16 protein-coding genes are annotated in these 16,638 nt (G+C 54.9%); 11 read left to right on the forward strand and 5 right to left on the reverse strand.

Annotation, left to right across the window (positions count from 1 at the left end; all coding sequences use genetic code 11):
• Positions 1-111 precede the first annotated feature (111 nt).
• The 11 genes from AAF465_11790 to AAF465_11840 all read left to right on the forward strand — a co-directional run bounded on the left by AAF465_11790 (position 112) and on the right by AAF465_11840 (position 12,270).
• Positions 112-819: an SURF1 family protein gene (locus tag AAF465_11790; GenBank protein MEM7083405.1), complete on the forward strand. Its 708-nt coding sequence runs from the start codon at positions 112-114 to the stop codon at positions 817-819.
• Entirely contained in the window at positions 816-1,424 is a 609-nt protein-coding gene (locus tag AAF465_11795) for a hypothetical protein (GenBank protein MEM7083406.1), read from the forward strand. Before AAF465_11790 ends, AAF465_11795 begins: the two co-directional genes overlap by 4 nt.
• The gene (locus AAF465_11800; protein ID MEM7083407.1) at positions 1,424-2,443 is read left to right on the forward strand and encodes a COX15/CtaA family protein; all 1,020 of its coding nucleotides are present in this window, start codon (positions 1,424-1,426) and stop codon (positions 2,441-2,443) included. Before AAF465_11795 ends, AAF465_11800 begins: the two co-directional genes overlap by 1 nt.
• Positions 2,444-2,486: 43 nt before the next feature.
• Positions 2,487-3,386, forward strand: coding sequence for a heme o synthase (gene cyoE, locus AAF465_11805; GenBank protein MEM7083408.1), 900 nt, complete (start codon positions 2,487-2,489; stop codon positions 3,384-3,386).
• Complete coding sequence (locus tag AAF465_11810; GenBank protein ID MEM7083409.1) at positions 3,386-4,354, forward strand: hypothetical protein; 969 nt, start codon at positions 3,386-3,388, stop codon at positions 4,352-4,354. Before cyoE ends, AAF465_11810 begins: the two co-directional genes overlap by 1 nt.
• Before the next feature lie 122 nt (positions 4,355-4,476).
• Entirely contained in the window at positions 4,477-6,705 is a 2,229-nt protein-coding gene (gene uvrD / locus AAF465_11815) for a DNA helicase II (protein ID MEM7083410.1), read from the forward strand.
• A 36-nt stretch (positions 6,706-6,741) separates the two neighbouring features.
• Positions 6,742-8,118, forward strand: a complete 1,377-nt coding sequence (trkA, locus tag AAF465_11820; protein ID MEM7083411.1) for a Trk system potassium transporter TrkA — start codon at positions 6,742-6,744, stop codon at positions 8,116-8,118.
• Positions 8,119-8,133: 15 nt separating this feature from the next.
• Positions 8,134-9,585, forward strand: a complete 1,452-nt coding sequence (locus AAF465_11825) for a TrkH family potassium uptake protein (protein MEM7083412.1) — start codon at positions 8,134-8,136, stop codon at positions 9,583-9,585.
• Positions 9,586-9,596: 11 nt separating this feature from the next.
• Complete coding sequence (locus tag AAF465_11830) at positions 9,597-10,340, forward strand: TIGR00730 family Rossman fold protein (GenBank protein ID MEM7083413.1); 744 nt, start codon at positions 9,597-9,599, stop codon at positions 10,338-10,340.
• Positions 10,337-10,888, forward strand: coding sequence for a TRAP transporter small permease subunit (locus tag AAF465_11835; GenBank protein ID MEM7083414.1), 552 nt, complete (start codon positions 10,337-10,339; stop codon positions 10,886-10,888). The genes AAF465_11830 and AAF465_11835 overlap by 4 nt, the downstream gene beginning before the upstream one ends.
• Positions 10,888-12,270, forward strand: coding sequence for a TRAP transporter large permease subunit (locus AAF465_11840; protein MEM7083415.1), 1,383 nt, complete (start codon positions 10,888-10,890; stop codon positions 12,268-12,270). Before AAF465_11835 ends, AAF465_11840 begins: the two co-directional genes overlap by 1 nt.
• A 260-nt stretch (positions 12,271-12,530) precedes the next feature.
• Here AAF465_11840 and AAF465_11845 read toward each other — a convergent pair whose 3' ends face one another.
• The 5 genes from AAF465_11845 to AAF465_11865 all read right to left on the reverse strand — a co-directional run bounded on the left by AAF465_11845 (position 12,531) and on the right by AAF465_11865 (position 16,616).
• Positions 12,531-13,235: a DNA alkylation repair protein gene (locus tag AAF465_11845; GenBank protein MEM7083416.1), complete on the reverse strand. Its 705-nt coding sequence runs from the start codon at positions 13,233-13,235 to the stop codon at positions 12,531-12,533.
• 50 nt (positions 13,236-13,285) lie between these two features.
• Positions 13,286-14,386 carry a TRAP transporter substrate-binding protein gene (locus AAF465_11850; protein ID MEM7083417.1) on the reverse strand — a complete coding sequence of 367 codons (1,101 nt, stop codon included), beginning with the start codon at positions 14,384-14,386 and terminating at the stop codon, positions 13,286-13,288.
• 96 nt (positions 14,387-14,482) lie between these two features.
• Positions 14,483-14,827: a DUF3127 domain-containing protein gene (locus AAF465_11855; GenBank protein MEM7083418.1), complete on the reverse strand. Its 345-nt coding sequence runs from the start codon at positions 14,825-14,827 to the stop codon at positions 14,483-14,485.
• Between the two features lie 185 nt (positions 14,828-15,012).
• Complete coding sequence (locus AAF465_11860; GenBank protein ID MEM7083419.1) at positions 15,013-15,438, reverse strand: hypothetical protein; 426 nt, start codon at positions 15,436-15,438, stop codon at positions 15,013-15,015.
• Between the two features lie 152 nt (positions 15,439-15,590).
• Positions 15,591-16,616, reverse strand: a complete 1,026-nt coding sequence (locus AAF465_11865; GenBank protein ID MEM7083420.1) for a helix-turn-helix domain-containing protein — start codon at positions 16,614-16,616, stop codon at positions 15,591-15,593.
• Positions 16,617-16,638: the final 22 nt, after the last annotated feature.

Here is a 16,638-nt window from a genome sequence, read left to right on the forward strand (position 1 = left end):
GCGGCACCGAATAAAAGCGGAAGTTGAGTGTGAAGCAAAGCCCACACCCGATCAAGACGTTCCGTTCGGTGGCACGCCAGTAATCACATGTGCAGAACGGTTGCGATCGTGATGAAGCTTCGCGTGTCGCTCCCCCTGACGATCATCGTGCTGTTGCTGCTGGCCATTATGATCCGTTTGGGGTTTTGGCAGCTTGGTCGAGCGGAAGAAAAGCAGGTGCGGCTTGACGCCTATGCCGCAGGGGTTGAGCTGGATCACGTGACATTGGATCGCCTACCCGAACGCTATGGTCGCGTTTCAATTGAAGGACGGTTCGATGACTCGCGACACGTCATTATGGATGGGTTTTCTGTCGACAAACGGGCCGGCTATCAGGTGCTGACACCGTTTTTAGTGGGCGACACCGTGCTCATGGTCAATCGCGGCTGGCGGGTCTGGCATGGGGACCGTGGAGCGATTGAAGGACTGGAGGTGGATCGTAAGCTGCGCACCCTAACCGGTCGCGCGGAGCCTTTCTGGCGCCCTGGGATGGTGTTGGGGGAGGGTAATGCCGGCGAATCGGCGAGCTGGCCGCGGATTGTTGTATACCCGCAGCACGACGAGATTCAGACATGGATGCAGCAGGCCGTTGCACCGTGGCAGCTGCTGCTGGAGCCGGATGAGGCCAATGGATTTTATCGTGATTGGCAACCCACCGGGCTACCACCGGAACGCCATAAGGGGTACGCCGTGCAGTGGTTTGCCCTGGCGCTCACATTGTTTGTGTTGTACTGCGTCATTACCGTGAAGCAGTCGAGGTCCGTAGGAAACGAAGAATGAACGCGAGTGATTCTCAACAGAACGTTTCAACTGAAGAGCGCAATCGGGGCCGTTGGTCGTTCATCGTCCTGGTGGTGATTTTCTTTGCCCCGCTGATTGCCGCGTGGCTTATGTACTTTGGCGTCATTGATTGGAAGCCCGAAGGTATCAAGGCCAATGGAGAATTAGTGGATCCCCCGGTGCCGATCGACATTGTCGCGCCGGATTATCTGGTGGCGTCGCAAAGCGATCAGCTGCTGCGCGACACGTGGACACTGGTTTATGTGGCAGATGAGTGTTTGGAGGATTGCGAAGCATCACTTGTGCTCATCCGACAGGTGCGATTGTCCCTGGGTCGCTATCTTGATCGCATCAGCCGCACGCTCATAGTGACCCAAACACCACCGGACGTAACGCGTCTGGCCGAGGCCTTCCCGGGTATGGATATTATTCACAGTGACCAGATGGCGCGTCAGATTCTCGATGCCGCGTCGCAAGAGGCCGGTGAGAGAATTTACCTGGTCGATCCGCTGGGCAATCTGACACTGATGTTTGCGCGCGACAGCGAACCGCGACCGATCTACAACGATTTAAAACACCTACTCAAACTCTCGAGGATCGGGTAATGAAGCGCTATCACCAGGCCGTCCTGTTCACCACGCTGCTGACCTTATCGGTCATTGTGGCCGGTGCTTGGGTCCGATTGACCGACGCTGGACTTGGCTGCCCCGACTGGCCGGGGTGCTATGGGCAACTCTTGGTGCCCGAGGCGCAAGAAGAAATCGATCGCGCGAATTCGGCGTTTCCCGAGCGCCCGGTCGAAACAGGCAAGGCCTGGCGCGAGATGATCCACCGGTACATGGCCAGCCTACTGGGGTTATGCATTGTCGGTCTGGCGGTCGCCGCCCTCATTCGGCGCAAACGCGATCCACTTCAACCCGTGGTGATTCCTGTGTTGCTGGTCTTCTTGGTTATCTTTCAAGGCATGCTCGGCATGTGGACGGTTACACTATTGTTAAAGCCGCTCATCGTGATGGGGCATCTGATCGGCGGAATGACGACACTCAGCCTGCTGGTTTGGTTGGCATGGCAAACCCGGTATCCAGAGGCGGTTAAGCTGGGTTCGACTGAGCAAGACCGGCGACGACCCATGACGCGACTCGCGACGATCGGGCTGGGCGTGTTGTTTGTCCAGCTCATGCTTGGCGGCTGGACATCCACCAACTACGCTGCGATGTCCTGCCCCGATTTTCCCACCTGTCAAAATCAATGGTTGCCCGCCGGTGCGGACTACGCCGAAGGGTTTGTGCTGTGGCGTGGGCTGGGTGTCGATTATGAAGGCGGTGTGCTCGAGCACCCAGCGCGTGTGGCGATCCATTTTGTGCATCGACTTGGCGCGATTGTCACTACGATTGTGCTGCTGTGGATGGCCATTGCGCTGATGCGCGTCGGCGGTCCACCGGCCCGGCGCAGTGCTCTGGCCACTAAGGTTTTTTTGGCCGCGCAAATTGCGATAGGAATCATCATCATAAAGCTCGCCCTGCCGCTGAGCTGGGCGGTGGCGCATAACGGAAATGCGGCCCTCCTGCTCATTGCGGTAATCAGTGCCAATTTCTGCGCGCGCCGACTGCCCATGGTGCGATAGCATAGGGGCCTGACACGCCGCGGGCGAAAACCGAGCACGATCCATGTCCAGCACGACCGTTTTTGACAGCTACTTTGAACTCACGAAGCCCCGTGTGGTGGCGCTGATCGTGTTTACTGCCGTGGTGGGCATGGTCTTGGCCACTGAATCTGAAGTGCCTTGGCTCGCGCTCGTTTTTGGCACGCTCGGCATCGGTTTGGCGGCTGCTTCGGCGGCCGTGATCAATCATGTGATCGATCGCCGCATTGATGAAAAAATGCATCGCACGCATCGTCGCCCGCTTCCTACCGGTCAACTCCCTGCGCGCAATGCCATGGTGTTCGCGCTTGTGCTGGGTGTGTTGTCAATGGCGACGCTCGTGTGGCTAGTCAATCCGCTGACGGCCATTTTGACCTTTGCGAGTCTCATCGGCTACGCCGTGATCTACACGGTGTATCTCAAACATGCGACCCCCCAGAACATCGTCATCGGCGGTGCGGCAGGCGCTGCCCCGCCGGTGCTCGGATGGGTCGCTGTGACCAACTCGATTGATGCCAATGCCTTGCTGCTGTTCTTAATTATTTTTGCCTGGACGCCGCCACACTTCTGGGCGCTTGCCATTGCGCGCAAGGAAGACTATGCCAATGCGGGGGTGCCGATGTTGCCGGTGACCCATGGCGTTAAGTTCACGAGTCTTCAGGTGATGCTGTATACGGTAATCTTGATCGTGATCACGGTGTTTCCCTATCTCACCGGTATGAGCACATTGTTTTATCTGGTTGGTGCGCTGCTGCTTGGTGCCTGGTTTTTGTATTACGCGTGGCGCATGCTGTCTGACCAAGGGTACGAACTGTCTATGAAAACATTTACTTTTTCGATCACGTATTTGATGTTGCTGTTCGGGTTGCTGCTCGTTGATCATATCGGGTCGTTACTGTTCGCAGCAAAGGCGGGAGGCTCATAATGCGTTGGCTAATTTTGATTGCCGCGGTGTTGATCGTTGGCGCCTGGGGCGTGTCTGTGCTCACCGCCAAGGACGATTCGCCTGTGACCGACGTGCCCGGTGCGCCGATAACCGATGTGGATGACGTTGTGCCGGCCGAGGCCGAGGTGGTCGCGGAGGTTGAGCCGTTGGTCGACACGGACGAGGAGGCGGGGCCCCGCCGCATTATCGTCGACGATCCAGGTAACTTTTTTGGGCTGATGGAAACGATTGGTCTGGATAATATGGAGCAACGCTTTTCAAATTGGTCGCTCGAGCATGGTTACCCGTTCTCCGACCAAACCGGCGTGCTGTTACTCGAGCAACCCTACAATCAGTACGACGATGAGACGCTGCGCGCGTTCGCAGAAAATGAAGACATGTGGGCGCAGCAGTTTCTGGCCAAGCGTCTTGAGCGCACGCGACCGGCAGAGGCGATCGACTGGTATCGCAAAGCGGCGATCAACGGCTCGCTTTATGCGATGGATCAACTAACGGCGCTCTACGGTCGGCTTGGTCGCGCGCGGGCGGACGGCCGCAACACGGACGGCGAATACAAAGAACAATTACTGGCTGTGCGCGACAGCGTTGAATCAACGGACGAGATGAGTTTTGCTTGGTCGATGGCGTCGGTCATGGCGGGAGGAGACCCGGGCCGTAATCGCATTATGCTCGATACGCTGGGGCGCAATTTTGACGATGATCAACAGCAGCGCGCCTGCGATATGGCCAGCAGTTTATACTCTGACTTGGCCGGGCAGCGCCAAAGCCGAGGGCTAGAGGACTTCTCGCGACAACCGCCACCCTTGATGATGGGGACATTCTCGGATATTTCGGCCCTCCCATGCGGTGGGGGAGCCGCCGTTCCCCATATCGACACCACGTCTTGCGAAGAGGTGGTGATGGTTATGGGGGGCACCGAGAACGAACTCGTGGTGTGTGGAGGCTGAGCATGCCCAGGATGAGAACGATGCCGCCGGGACAGACGCATGAGAATGGTTCGTTCTTGATCTGGCATGGGGTGGGGTGTTACGCACAAGTCGCATTGCGCCTCGTGAGCTAATCCGCTTCGATGAGCGACTTTCTTTCGAATCAAGATGACGCCGGTGCCACTGCGGCACCTGGCAGCACAGCATTGCTCGAACTGAATCCTCAGCAGCAAGAGGCGGTATCGGCTGACTTGCGACCGGTACTTGTTCTGGCGGGCGCAGGTAGCGGTAAAACGCGAGTTTTGATTCATCGCATTGCGTGGCTGATGCTTGAAAAGAGTGCCTCACCGCACAGTATTCTCGCCGTCACGTTTACAAATAAAGCCGCGGCCGAAATGCGGCATCGCATTGAGATGCTACTGGGCATGCCCTCCGCGAATCTTTGGGTCGGCACCTTCCATGGTATTGCGCATCGTTTGCTCAGGCTGCATTACCAGCAAGCGGCTTTGCCGCAGGCGTTTCAGATTATGGATGCCGACGACCAGCTGCGGTTTATCAAACGACTCATCAAGAACGAGGGTCACGAGGATGGCAACTGGGATCCGAAAGAGGTTCGCAGCTACATCAATCACCAAAAGAGTGAATGTCGTCGAGCGCATGATATCGCACCCGATGCCGACCCCAATAAACGCCAGCTCGCGCGATTTTATCAAACCTATCAGGAAGCGTGTGATCGGGCGGGTGTTGTCGATTTTGCCGAACTCTTACTGCGCGCTTTTGAGTTATGGCGTGATAATCCGCCGTTGCTCGCGCACTATCAGAAGCGATTTCAGTATTTACTCGTTGATGAGTTTCAAGACACCAATACCATTCAGTATCGCTGGCTGCGACTTTTGGCGGGCAAGCAGGGCATTCCGTTTGTCGTCGGCGACGATGATCAGTCAATCTACCGCTGGCGCGGCGCGCGCATTGAGCATATCTATCGTTTTGAAAAGGACTTTCCCAACGCCCAGATCGTTCGCCTCGAACAAAATTATCGTTCTACCGGCAACATACTGGATGCGGCGAATGCCCTAATCGCGCGCAACGAGTCGCGCATGGGGAAAAACCTTTGGACCGAGGGGAGGCGTGGCGAGCCGCTACGTGTGTATGCAGCCTACAATGAACGCGACGAAGCGGAGTTTGTGGTGGCGCGTATTCGCGATTGGATCGAACAAGGCAATCGACGCAGCGAAGTGGCCATTTTGTATCGCTCCAACGCGCAATCCCGTGTGTTTGAAGAGTATCTGATTAACTTGCGTATTCCCTATCGTGTGTATGGGGGGCTGCGTTTTTTCGAGCGTGCGGAAATTAAGGACGCGCTGGCCTATCTGCGTTTGGCTACGAGCCACGACGACGACACGTCATTCGATCGCATTGTCAATATGCCGACACGCGGTATAGGCGCCAAATCGGTCGATCGTATCCGTGCGCACGCGAAGGAGCAGGCTTTATCGCTGTGGGCCGCAGCTGAAGCGCTGGCCAAAAACGGCTTCGCCGCCCGCACAGCGAATGCCGTGAGTGGCTTTATCGCTCTGATCAGAAAACTCCGCGACGATATTGCCGAGTTGGAACTGCATGAGCAGGTCGAGCACGTTATCCATGAGAGCACGTTGCTCGCGCATTACGAAAAAGATCACAGTGAGAAAGGTGAGGCGAAGGTCGAAAACCTGCATGAATTAGTCAGCGCGGCACGAGGCTTTGATCCGGAACAAATCGAAGACGAGCTGCCGCCACTGGTTGCATTTCTAGCGCACGCCAGCCTTGAGGCCGGCGAAGGGCAGGGAGCGGCATGGGAAGACTGTGTGCAAATGATGACGCTTCATTCTGCCAAGGGCCTCGAGTTTCCGTTGGTGTTTATGGTGGGTATGGAGGATGGCCTATTCCCGCACCAGCGATCGCTGCAGGATACCGTCGGACTCGAGGAGGAGCGCCGACTTTGCTATGTGGGGGCGACACGTGCGATGCAGCAGCTTTACCTGTCGTACGCCGAACAGCGACGCCTGCACGGTATGGATAATTTTTCCGCGCCGTCGCGCTTTTTGTCCGAATTACCGGCCGAACTGCTCGAGGAAATTCGGCCGCAGGTCCAAATTAGTCGGCCCGTATACCGACCGGGTCACGTGGCGGGTCGCCAGTCTGTTACGCCAGGTCTTGGCGCCACTTCGCATGACAAATTCTCCCTCGGTCAACGTGTCCATCACAAGAAATTCGGTGAGGGCGTGATTCTCAATTTTGCCGGGCAGGGGGCGCAAACGCGCGTTGACGTCAACTTCGCGTCTGTGGGCATGAAACAGCTCGTTTTGTCCTATGCAAACCTCGAAGTGTTGTAAACTTCAGGTCTGGATTGCCAGCCAAAGGCCCTTGTTGTGAAAATCATCATTCTCGGCGCAGGACAGGTCGGCTCGACCGTGGCGTATTATCTTGCCAAGGAAGAATCCAACGAAGTAACGATAGTGGATCTGAACGAAGAAGTGCTGCGTGATCTGCAGGACCGTCTCGACGTGGGCACCGTTCAGGGTCATGCGGCACACCCCGATGTGCTTGAAAGCGCCGGAGCCAGCGACGCGACAATGATCATCGCACTGACCAACAGTGACGAGACCAACATGATCGCCTGCCAGGTCGCTTACACGCTTTATCATACGCCGACCAAAATCGCGCGTATCCGAAGTCTTGCGTATATCAAAAGCGAAAAACTGTTCACCCAAGATGCATTGCCGGTTGATGTGGTCGTCAGTCCCGAGAACTTGGTGACTGAATATATCGAACGCCTCATTCATTACCCGGGTGCTTTACAAGTGCTGGAGTTTGCCGAGGGGAAAATACGCCTCGTCGGTCTGCGCGCCCACAAAGACGGTCTGTTAGTCGGTCAAGAGCTCAACACCCTGCGAGAACACATTCCCAATACCGATACCCGCGTTGCCGCGATTTACCGAGATGGAAAGAGCATTCGACCGGAAGGCGATACCGTCATTCGGGAGGACGACGAAGTGTTTTATATTGCTGCGCGAAAAGATATTCGAGTGGTGATGAGTGAAATGCGTAAGCTTGAAGCACCGGTGCGTCGCGTGGTGATCGCGGGTGGTGGCAATATTGGCTTTAATCTCGCGCGCACGCTTGAGCGGACGAATCAGGTGAAGATTATTGAGCGCGACCGAGAACGCGCGAAGTGGGTGTCAAAACATTTGGATAACGCCATTGTGCTCACCGGTGATGCGGCCGATCAGGAACTGTTGGTGGAGGAGAATATCGATCACGTCGATGTGTTCGTGGCGGTAACGAATGCCGAGGAGGCCAATATTCTGTCGGCCATGTTGGCCAAGCGCATGGGAGCCAAAAAGGTGATGGCGCTGATCAATCGACCCGCCTATGCCGATTTGGTTGAGGCCGATACGATCGACATCGCATTGTCGCCACAGCAGATCACTCTGAGTTCTCTACTGGCGCATGTGCGACGTGGTGATGTGGCGAAAGTGCATACCTTGCGTCGTGGCGCAGCTGAGGCGCTCGAAGCAGTCGCGCACGGCGATAGCAAAAGCTCGAAAGTGGTTGGCAAGGCAGTCGAGGACATCGAGTTGCCCCCGGACGTTCAGATCAACGCGATTGTGCGAGGCGACGAGGTGATCATTGCCCATCACGACACGGTCATTGAGGCCGACGATCACGTCATTTTGTTTGCCACTGACCGTAAACAAATTCCGCGTGTGGAAAAACTCTTCCAGGTAGGCGTTACGTTCTTTTGATGGCGGCGGATTCGCATGAACTTTGATGTGATTCAGCGCATTCTGGGGCTGCTGCTGATCATGTTCAGCGTGACCATGCTGCCCCCGCTTATTGTCAGCGCTATTTATTTCGAAGATACCTGGCTGGCCTTCGTAAAGTCGTTTGCACTGATCGTGGCGCTTGGCCTGATCATTTGGTATCCCGTGCGCGATCATCGGCGCGAATTGCGCTTGCGCGACGGGTTTATTGTGGTGGCCTCTTTTTGGTTGGTATTGGGCCTGGTTGGCGCGTCACCCTTGTATTTTGATACACGTTTGAATCTCTCACTAACGGATGCGGTGTTTGAATCAATGTCGGGTCTGACGACTACCGGCGCTACCGTGATCGTGGGCCTCGACGAATTACCGAAAGCGCTGTTGTACTATCGCCAGCAACTCCAATGGCTGGGTGGCATGGGCATTATTGTGCTGGCTGTGGCTATTTTACCGATGCTCGGGGTGGGTGGCATGCAGCTTTATCGTGCTGAAACACCAGGACCGATCAAGGACTCTAAGCTCACCCCGCGAATCACTGAGACAGCCAAGGCGCTTTGGTATATCTACCTCGGCATTACAGTGTTTTGTGCGGTTGCTTTTTGGTCGGCCGGGATGTCGGTCTTTGACGCCATATCGCATAGTTTCAGCACGGTCGCTATCGGTGGGTTTTCCACGCATGATGCGAGCATTGGGCATTTCGATAGCGCCGCTATTGAGTGGATCACTATTTTCTTTATGCTCGTTGCCGGCGTGAACTTTTCACTCCACTTTGTGGCGTGGCGCGAAGGTAAGCTCACGGCCTATTTATTCGATCCGGAATTTCGTGCGTATATCGTCGTTTTGAGCACCGTATCGGCGATTGTGTTTGGCGCACTAACGTACTTAAACGTGTTTAATTCGGTGCCCGAAGGGGTCACCAAGAGTGTTTTTCAGGCCGTGTCGATTGGCACAACCACCGGGTTCTCTACGGCTAATTTTTCGGCTTGGCCCGGTGCCATTCCGCTGCTATTGATTCTGACGAGTTTTATTGGTGGCTGCGCGGGCTCCACAGGTGGAGGCATGAAAGTTGTACGCTGGCTGCTCATTTATAAGCAAGGCGTACGCGAGATGTTTCGTCTGGTGCATCCGAGCGCAGAAACGCCGGTTAAGCTTGGCACCAAAGCCGTACCCGATCGGGTGACCGAGGCAGTGTGGGGTTTCTTTTCGGTTTATGTGGTGATTTTTGCCATTATGATGCTGATTCTCATGACAACGGGGCTTGATCAGATCACCGCGTTTTCGGCGGTGGCGGCCACGCTCAATAATCTGGGCCCAGGTCTTGGTGGTGTGGCGAGTAATTTCGCGTCGGTAAACGATGTAGCGAAGTGGGTATCGATCATGGGGATGCTGCTCGGTCGACTTGAGATTTTCACCTTGCTGGTGTTGTGTACACCGTCCTTCTGGCGTCGATAAAGGAACATACGATGAGCGACAACAAACAAACCGATGCAATACCGACCGCACGACCAAAAACGTCTTCACTCGACCACGCCATGCTCAGTCGCGAGTCTTGGAAAATATTTCAAATCATGGCCGAATTTGTCGATGGCTTTGAAAAGTTATCGGGTATTAGTCCGTCGGTCAGCGTATTCGGTTCGGCACGCACGTCTCCAGATGATCCAAACTATGCGCTCGCCGAGGACATCGGGAGGCGTTTGTCGGATGCGGGCTTTGCCGTGGTGACGGGCGGTGGCGGCGGTATTATGGAGGCGGCGAATAAGGGGGCATTTGGCGGGAAATCGAGCAGTGTCGGACTCAATATCGTGCTACCGAATGAACAAAAACCGAATGATTACCAAGATATCGCGCTCGTTTACCGACATTTTTTCTCGCGCAAAGTCATGTTTGTTAAATACGCGTCGGCGTATGTTGTGCTGCCCGGTGGTTTTGGCACCATGGATGAGTTTATGGAAATCTTGACGCTCATTCAAACCGGTAAATCGCGTGGCATACCCATTGTGTTAGTCGGACGCAAATTTTGGGAAGGTCTAATCCAGTGGTTTCGTGATTCGTTGCTCGCTCACGGCACGATTGCCGAAAAAGATTTTGACTTGTTCCATCTCGTGGATGAGGCGGCCGACGTGCTTGATGTTATTCAAGCCCATTATCGCGAGCGCGATGATTATGGTCCCTCCCTGGAAGAACGCGAGGTGATGTTAGGCCTGTGAGTCGCGTGCTGCTATCCATGGCCAACGCTATCGATGCGGTGAGTTGCGCAGTGGGGCGAATGGTGTCTTGGGGCACACTGTTAATGGTGCTGACAACCGCAGCGGTTGTAGTGCTACGTCATGGTTTTGACATCGGCTGGATTTGGCTACAGGAAGTCAGTGTTTATCTGCATGCGCTCGTGTTCCTCCTCGGTGCGGCCTATGCATTGAGCGGTGATGAGCATGTGCGAGTCGATGTGTTTTATCGCGGGTTTACGCCCGAAGGTCGCCGTTGGGTCGATACGCTTGGCACGCTCTTTTTGTTGTTGCCGACGATGGTCTTCGTTTTTTGGTCGACCTGGCACTACGTCATGCGCTCATGGATAGAAGCCGAGAGTTCACATGAAACGGGCGGACTGATTTATCCTTTTCCGTCGCTGCTGAAAACAAGCATTCTTGTGGCGTGCGCTCTGTTGGTCTTTCAGGGGCTGGCAATGACCCTTCGTGCGTGGCGTGGTAATCCGCGTGCGAACACGCAAGACGAAACACCCCACGGCGGGGCGCTGTGATGGAAGCGGCCTTTTTTCCTCTGCTTTTGTTTATTGCGGTGATCGTTACGCTCATGGCAGGCTATCCCGTTGCGTTCACGTTGTCGGGCGTGGCGCTCATTGTTGCCGGTATCGGGCTACTCACCGGGACGTTCGACGCGACGCTGCTGGGCACCATCCCGAGTCGCATTTATGGCAACGTCATGAAAAATGAGATTCTCGTTGCCGTACCGATGTTTGTGTTCATGGGTGTAATGCTCGAGCGCGCTCGCATTGCCGAAGAACTCCTCGATACGTTGGGCTTGTTGTTTGGGCGCGTGCGGGGCGGATTAGGGATTGCGGTGACGCTCGTGGGCATGCTGCTCGCAGCGAGTACAGGCATCGTTGGCGCCACCGTTGTGACGATGGGGCTATTGTCGCTACCGACCATGTTGAAGCGCGGCTACGATCCGAGAATTGCCAGTGGCACGATCTGCGCTTCGGGTACGCTGGGGCAGATTATTCCACCGTCTATTGTGCTCGTGCTGCTTGGCAGCGTGTTGTCGTCGGCCTATCAAGAGGCACAGCGGCGGCAGGGGAGCTTTACGCAGGACGCGGTGTCGGTGGGCGACCTATTCATGGGTGCGTTGTTGCCGGGCTTACTGTTGGTGCTCCTTTACATGGTGTATTTGATCGGCATGGCCTGGCTCAAACCGCAGTCTATGCCAGCGGTTGAACGCAGCGATATGAGTGGTGGGGAGTTGGTGATTCGCGTTGTGCGCGTATTACTGCCGCCACTGATCCTGATCCTTGCCGTGCTGGGGTCGATTATTGCCGGAATCGCCTCGCCCACTGAAGCGGCCGGTGTTGGCGCGCTCGGTGCGCTGCTATTAGCGATCCTCGGCGGCAAGCTGAATGTCTCAAGACTTCAAGACGTGATGCAAAGCACCACCAAAGTCAGTGCCATGGTGTTTATGATTTTGCTGGGCGCGTCGATATTCTCGTTAGTATTTCGCGGCTTTGGTGGCGATGATGTGGTGCATGACGCGCTGACTAACCTACCAGGCGGAAAGGTCGGTGCACTCGTCGTTGTGATGCTCGTGATGTTTTTGTTGGGTTTTGTGCTCGATTTTATTGAGATTGTGTTTGTGGTTGTGCCCATCGTCGGACCGGTGTTGCTAGCCATGGGTGTCGATCCTGTCTGGCTGGGCGTGATGATTGCGATCAATTTACAGACGTCATTTCTTACGCCGCCGTTCGGCTTCTCGCTTTTTTATTTACGCGGCGTCGCGCCAGTCGATATGCCCACAAAAGCGATTTACCAAGGCGTAATGCCTTTTGTCTTTATTCAGTTGTTGCTGTTGCTGATACTCGCACTATGGCCAGAGCTCGCCACCTGGCTGCCTCAGAAAATATACGGATAGCTGGCCGTCGACGGCAATTGTTGATACGTGAGGACGTGTCGGTTACGTGTCTTAATACCGAGCACCGGGTGCATCGCTCTTTGCGTATACGGCGCTGTAAAGGAACCGAGTTAACCTGGATGAGTCGGGTTGTTGCTTGCCTTTGCGCGCGCATTGATCAACTGGAAAGATCGGCCAAACAGGCAGACGGTGTGGAAACAGTCGATCACGGGCCAGTGGTGTGCTGTGACCCACCTGGCGTCCAATGCGGCTTGATCGGATTAAACGCGTATTCCCAGTTTCTTCTTGAGGTAATCGCTGGTCAGGTGCTTGGCTATATCGGTTGGTTCGCAGTTGCCGTCCGGATCGAAATCGATTGGACCGATTTTTTTGGCAACCTTTAAGGCGGCGGCATTGAGTTTTTTAGTGCGTTTTCCGATGCCCATCAGTGCACTGCCCATCGCCATGAGTCCATCGATGGACTGCGATGGATACGTCTTGTCGATGTGCGCAATATGGGCGAGAAAATACGCTTCATCCGGTGCCGTCTTCTTCTTACTTTTCGATATCTCGTACAGCAGGCCATAACCACATCGTCGGCGCACGGGATCCTTGCTCTTGGTCCATGTGTCAGCGAGCTCAATAACAAAGGGTGTTTTGGCAAGCGTCGCATCGCACGACGAAAATACGTGTGCGAGATGACCGCCCTGCAATTGTTCGACCTGCGTCTCGGCCTGTTTGATCGTGATGCTCTTCGGGTCATCAATCAATAACGCGATGATTTTCATTTCGTAGATGGCGGATGCCCAGAGCTTTTTGGCCAGTATCGGATCTCGGCCAATTGTTTTAGCAAACCGACGTAGCGTCGTGAGGCCAAGTCCGTAGCCTCTCAGCCCTCCAGTCTTCTCGCCCAGCGCTTTCCAATGCGCCATGCCGCGTGCGTCTTTATGCGCTTTCAAATACTCGAGTACGTCCGATTTGGTCATGGGTCGATGTCCGTTTTGTTATTGCATGGGCAGATCGAAGTGGCGTCGCTCTATTTGCGAGCGTTATAGTAAGACAACTCAGACACTTCGTGGAACGGCTGCACCTCACCGAAAAATGCCGAATAGGACGCATAGATCTCGTTGAAATCGGCGTCGCTGTTGGACAGCTCTTGAAGCACCTCATTTGAGATCGCCTGCAGTCGCTTGAGTACGTCGCGAGGGAACTCACGTAATTCGACGTTGTGCTCATTAATGAGCGTGCGCAACGCACGCGGATTGTTGCGCGTGTACTCGGCATGCATGCGTAGGGTGGCTGAGTCACACGCGAGCTGTACGATCTGTTTGAGATCGTCCGGCAACGCGGTAAAGGCGTCTTTGTTCACGATGCATTCCAGCGCCGCATTGGGTTCATGCCAGCCTGGGTAGTAGTAGTATTTTGCCGCCTTATAAAACCCAAACGATAAGTCGTTGTAGGGTCCGACCCACTCGGTGGCGTCAATGTCGCCGGTTTGAAGCGCCGTGAATATCTCGCCGCCTGGGCGATTGACCGATACGCCGCCAGCCCGCGTGAATACTTCCCCGCCCAGGCCCGGGATACGCATTTTGAGACCTTTAAGATCATCAACCGAATTGATTTCTCGATTGAACCAACCACCCATTTGAACACCCGTGAAACCGGCAAGAAACGGCACGAGATTAAAGCGGTCATACAGTTTCATGTAGAGTGCCTGACCGCCCCCCTCATACAGCCAGCCGGCATATTCGGCAGCGTTCATGCCAAACGGAACGGCGCCAAACAGTTGTGTGGCGGGGGATTTGCCTTTCCAGTAATAAGCCCCGGTGTGTCCGATCTGCGCCGACCCGCTGGAGACCGCATCGAAGACCTCGAGCGCTGGAACCAATTCACCTGCCGCGTAGACTTTTACTTGAATACGGCCACCGCTGGCCGATTCGATCGTACGACCCAGGTAATCGGCTGCGGTGCCGAGGCCGGGGAACATCGGCGGCCAAGAGGTCACCATGTTCCACTTAATGGGTTTGCCCGTGAGTCCGGGGCCGCAGTCGGTGGTGGTGTCGGCTTGCGAACAAGCCGCGATCGAGGTGGCCAGGGAACCGAGCCCCAGGCCGGCGACAAAATCTCTGCGTTTCATGGTGGCCTTCGTGTTGACAAAAACAGCCACATTATTAACAGATGAGTCGCCGAATTCCCACTACTCGCGCAATGCTCGGAGTGGCGGTCAGGACGGTTAGAACGGGATATCGTCCTCGGGAATAGGCGGCTGTTCGTCCCACATCGGCGGCGCATCAGAGTCCTGTATTCCCGCCTGCTCGGCTCGCTCCACGCGCCACGCCTTGACATCGGTGTACCAGCGGCCGTTGTACTCGCGACTTTCAAGATCGAAATGCACCGTGAGATCATCGCCTTGCGTGATCTTGAACTGATCGATTTTGTCGCCCCAGACCATGAAACAAACCGATTTGGGGTAGTCGCCGGTGATCTCGATGACATATTCCTGTTTACGCCAAGGACCGCGTGAAGACGTGCCGGACTTTTCGTCGAGTACGTGCGTGATTTTGCCTTTGAGTTCCAATTTTTCCCCCGTCAATGCTCGTGCAAAGCGCTAAGGCTATCACCGATTTGACCTCAAGAACCACCGGCATATCCAAAAATATCAGGTGGAAATGCCGGATGGTTACCACCATCTGAACGCCGTTGTGTGAGCGCAAAGACGGACGGTGCGGATGAGGCCCGATGTTTCTGGCCGTGGTGCAGCCACTACCGGCTAAACGGCTCCTTCCGATCGCTGCGCGTCTCTTGCGAATTTTCTGGGCGTTGGATGGCATCGTCCGTGTAGGTGTAGGCAAACCGGCTTTGACCAAGCTGGTGGATCACATACATATTGAAAAAATGCGCGATGCCTAGCACAACCAACACAAGTCCGATTCCGGAGGTTTGGTAGACGATGAGTTGACTGAATTGTTCGATGTGGGCATCCGTGCGCATGCGCAACAACACGAAACCCAGATTGACCAAATAGAAACCCACGACCAATAGGTGGTTAGTCGCCACAGCCAGCTCGCGGTTGCCACGCAGGCCGCGCTCCAAGAAGGGCAGTCCGTTGCGGCTGAGCGTGCGCGAGACGTACACCGTAATCAGGATGCTAATAAATAGATAGATAAGATAGTTGATTGAATTGAGCATGTTCCTCTCCAGATGACCAAAGACTGACGACGAGCGCCACGACCACTATCCAGTCTGACGGTGGTCTTCGGATTGAGCCTCCGAGTTGATCGGTTAGGAATGCTTTTTAATAAAGTATCAAACTTTCAGTGTGTTACAAGTCTCCGAATTGATCATTTCGGCATTTTCTCTTTGCCTAGTTGTTCTTTTCGATACGCGGCCGGCGAAAGACCTACACGCTCACGAAACGCGGCATAAAAACTCGACTGCGAGCCGAAGCCCACTGTAAGGCCAATGGAGAGGGCTGAGGCTTCCGGCTGTTCGAGCAAGAGTGATTTGGCATCGTTAATGCGGTGGTCTTTCACCAGGCGTGAGAAGCCCATTTTGAATTCGGTGTTGATCAACTCAGACACTTGATGTGTCGATAGATCAAGCGCTTGGCTTAACGTCGTCAAATTGAGCGTTTCGAAACGGTGCAGTTGCTCCACTTCAAAGAGCCGCTTGACCTGAGCTGTCACTTGCTCGACGTTGACGTTGCCAAGGGTTGAGGCGGCATAAGCAGACCGCGCGGTTTCGTCGATATCGATCAGGACATGAGGAAAGGCTATGACAACAAACGTCACTAACGCCACCGAAACACCAATCGCGAGTGCATAGCTTGTGTAAAAGAGTTCAGGCCCTATCCAAGGGGCAGCGAGTACCAGCGCGAGTACCGCCACGGCGATAAGCGCGAAGAGACCGAAAAAAAAGGCTTCGAATTTGAAACGATTGATGTGTTGGCGCAAGCGGACCACTACGGTGACCAGCCAGATGGCGTAGGCCGCGCCCACAACGAACGCAATGGTCAACGCCACCCTGCCGCTAATAAACGGCGTGGCGGCAACGGGAATGAAATGTAGGGCGTCGGTCCAACGCAGGGATTGGTGTTTAATGAGAAGGGAGCGACTGAATAAGAAAAACAGCGCGGGTGCGAGTAAAAGGCCGGCCGCGTAAGCCTTCGATACGAGCAAGTTTTGCTCGCGATTGAAATAGTCGATATGGGCAATCTGAAGACCAACGAGAACCATGACCAACGCAGTGCACGAGATGGCCGACCATGTTGATCGCATCACAGGTGGCATGAAAAAGAGGTAGGCGACCAGAAGCAGTGGCAGTGCAACAATCGAAAAGCCGACCACAATGTTAGTGAGTAACTCCATCCATTACGCATTCCACACTAAC

The organism is Pseudomonadota bacterium, assembly GCA_039028935.1.
Lineage (GTDB): Bacteria > Pseudomonadota > Gammaproteobacteria > Steroidobacterales > SZUA-146 > SZUA-146.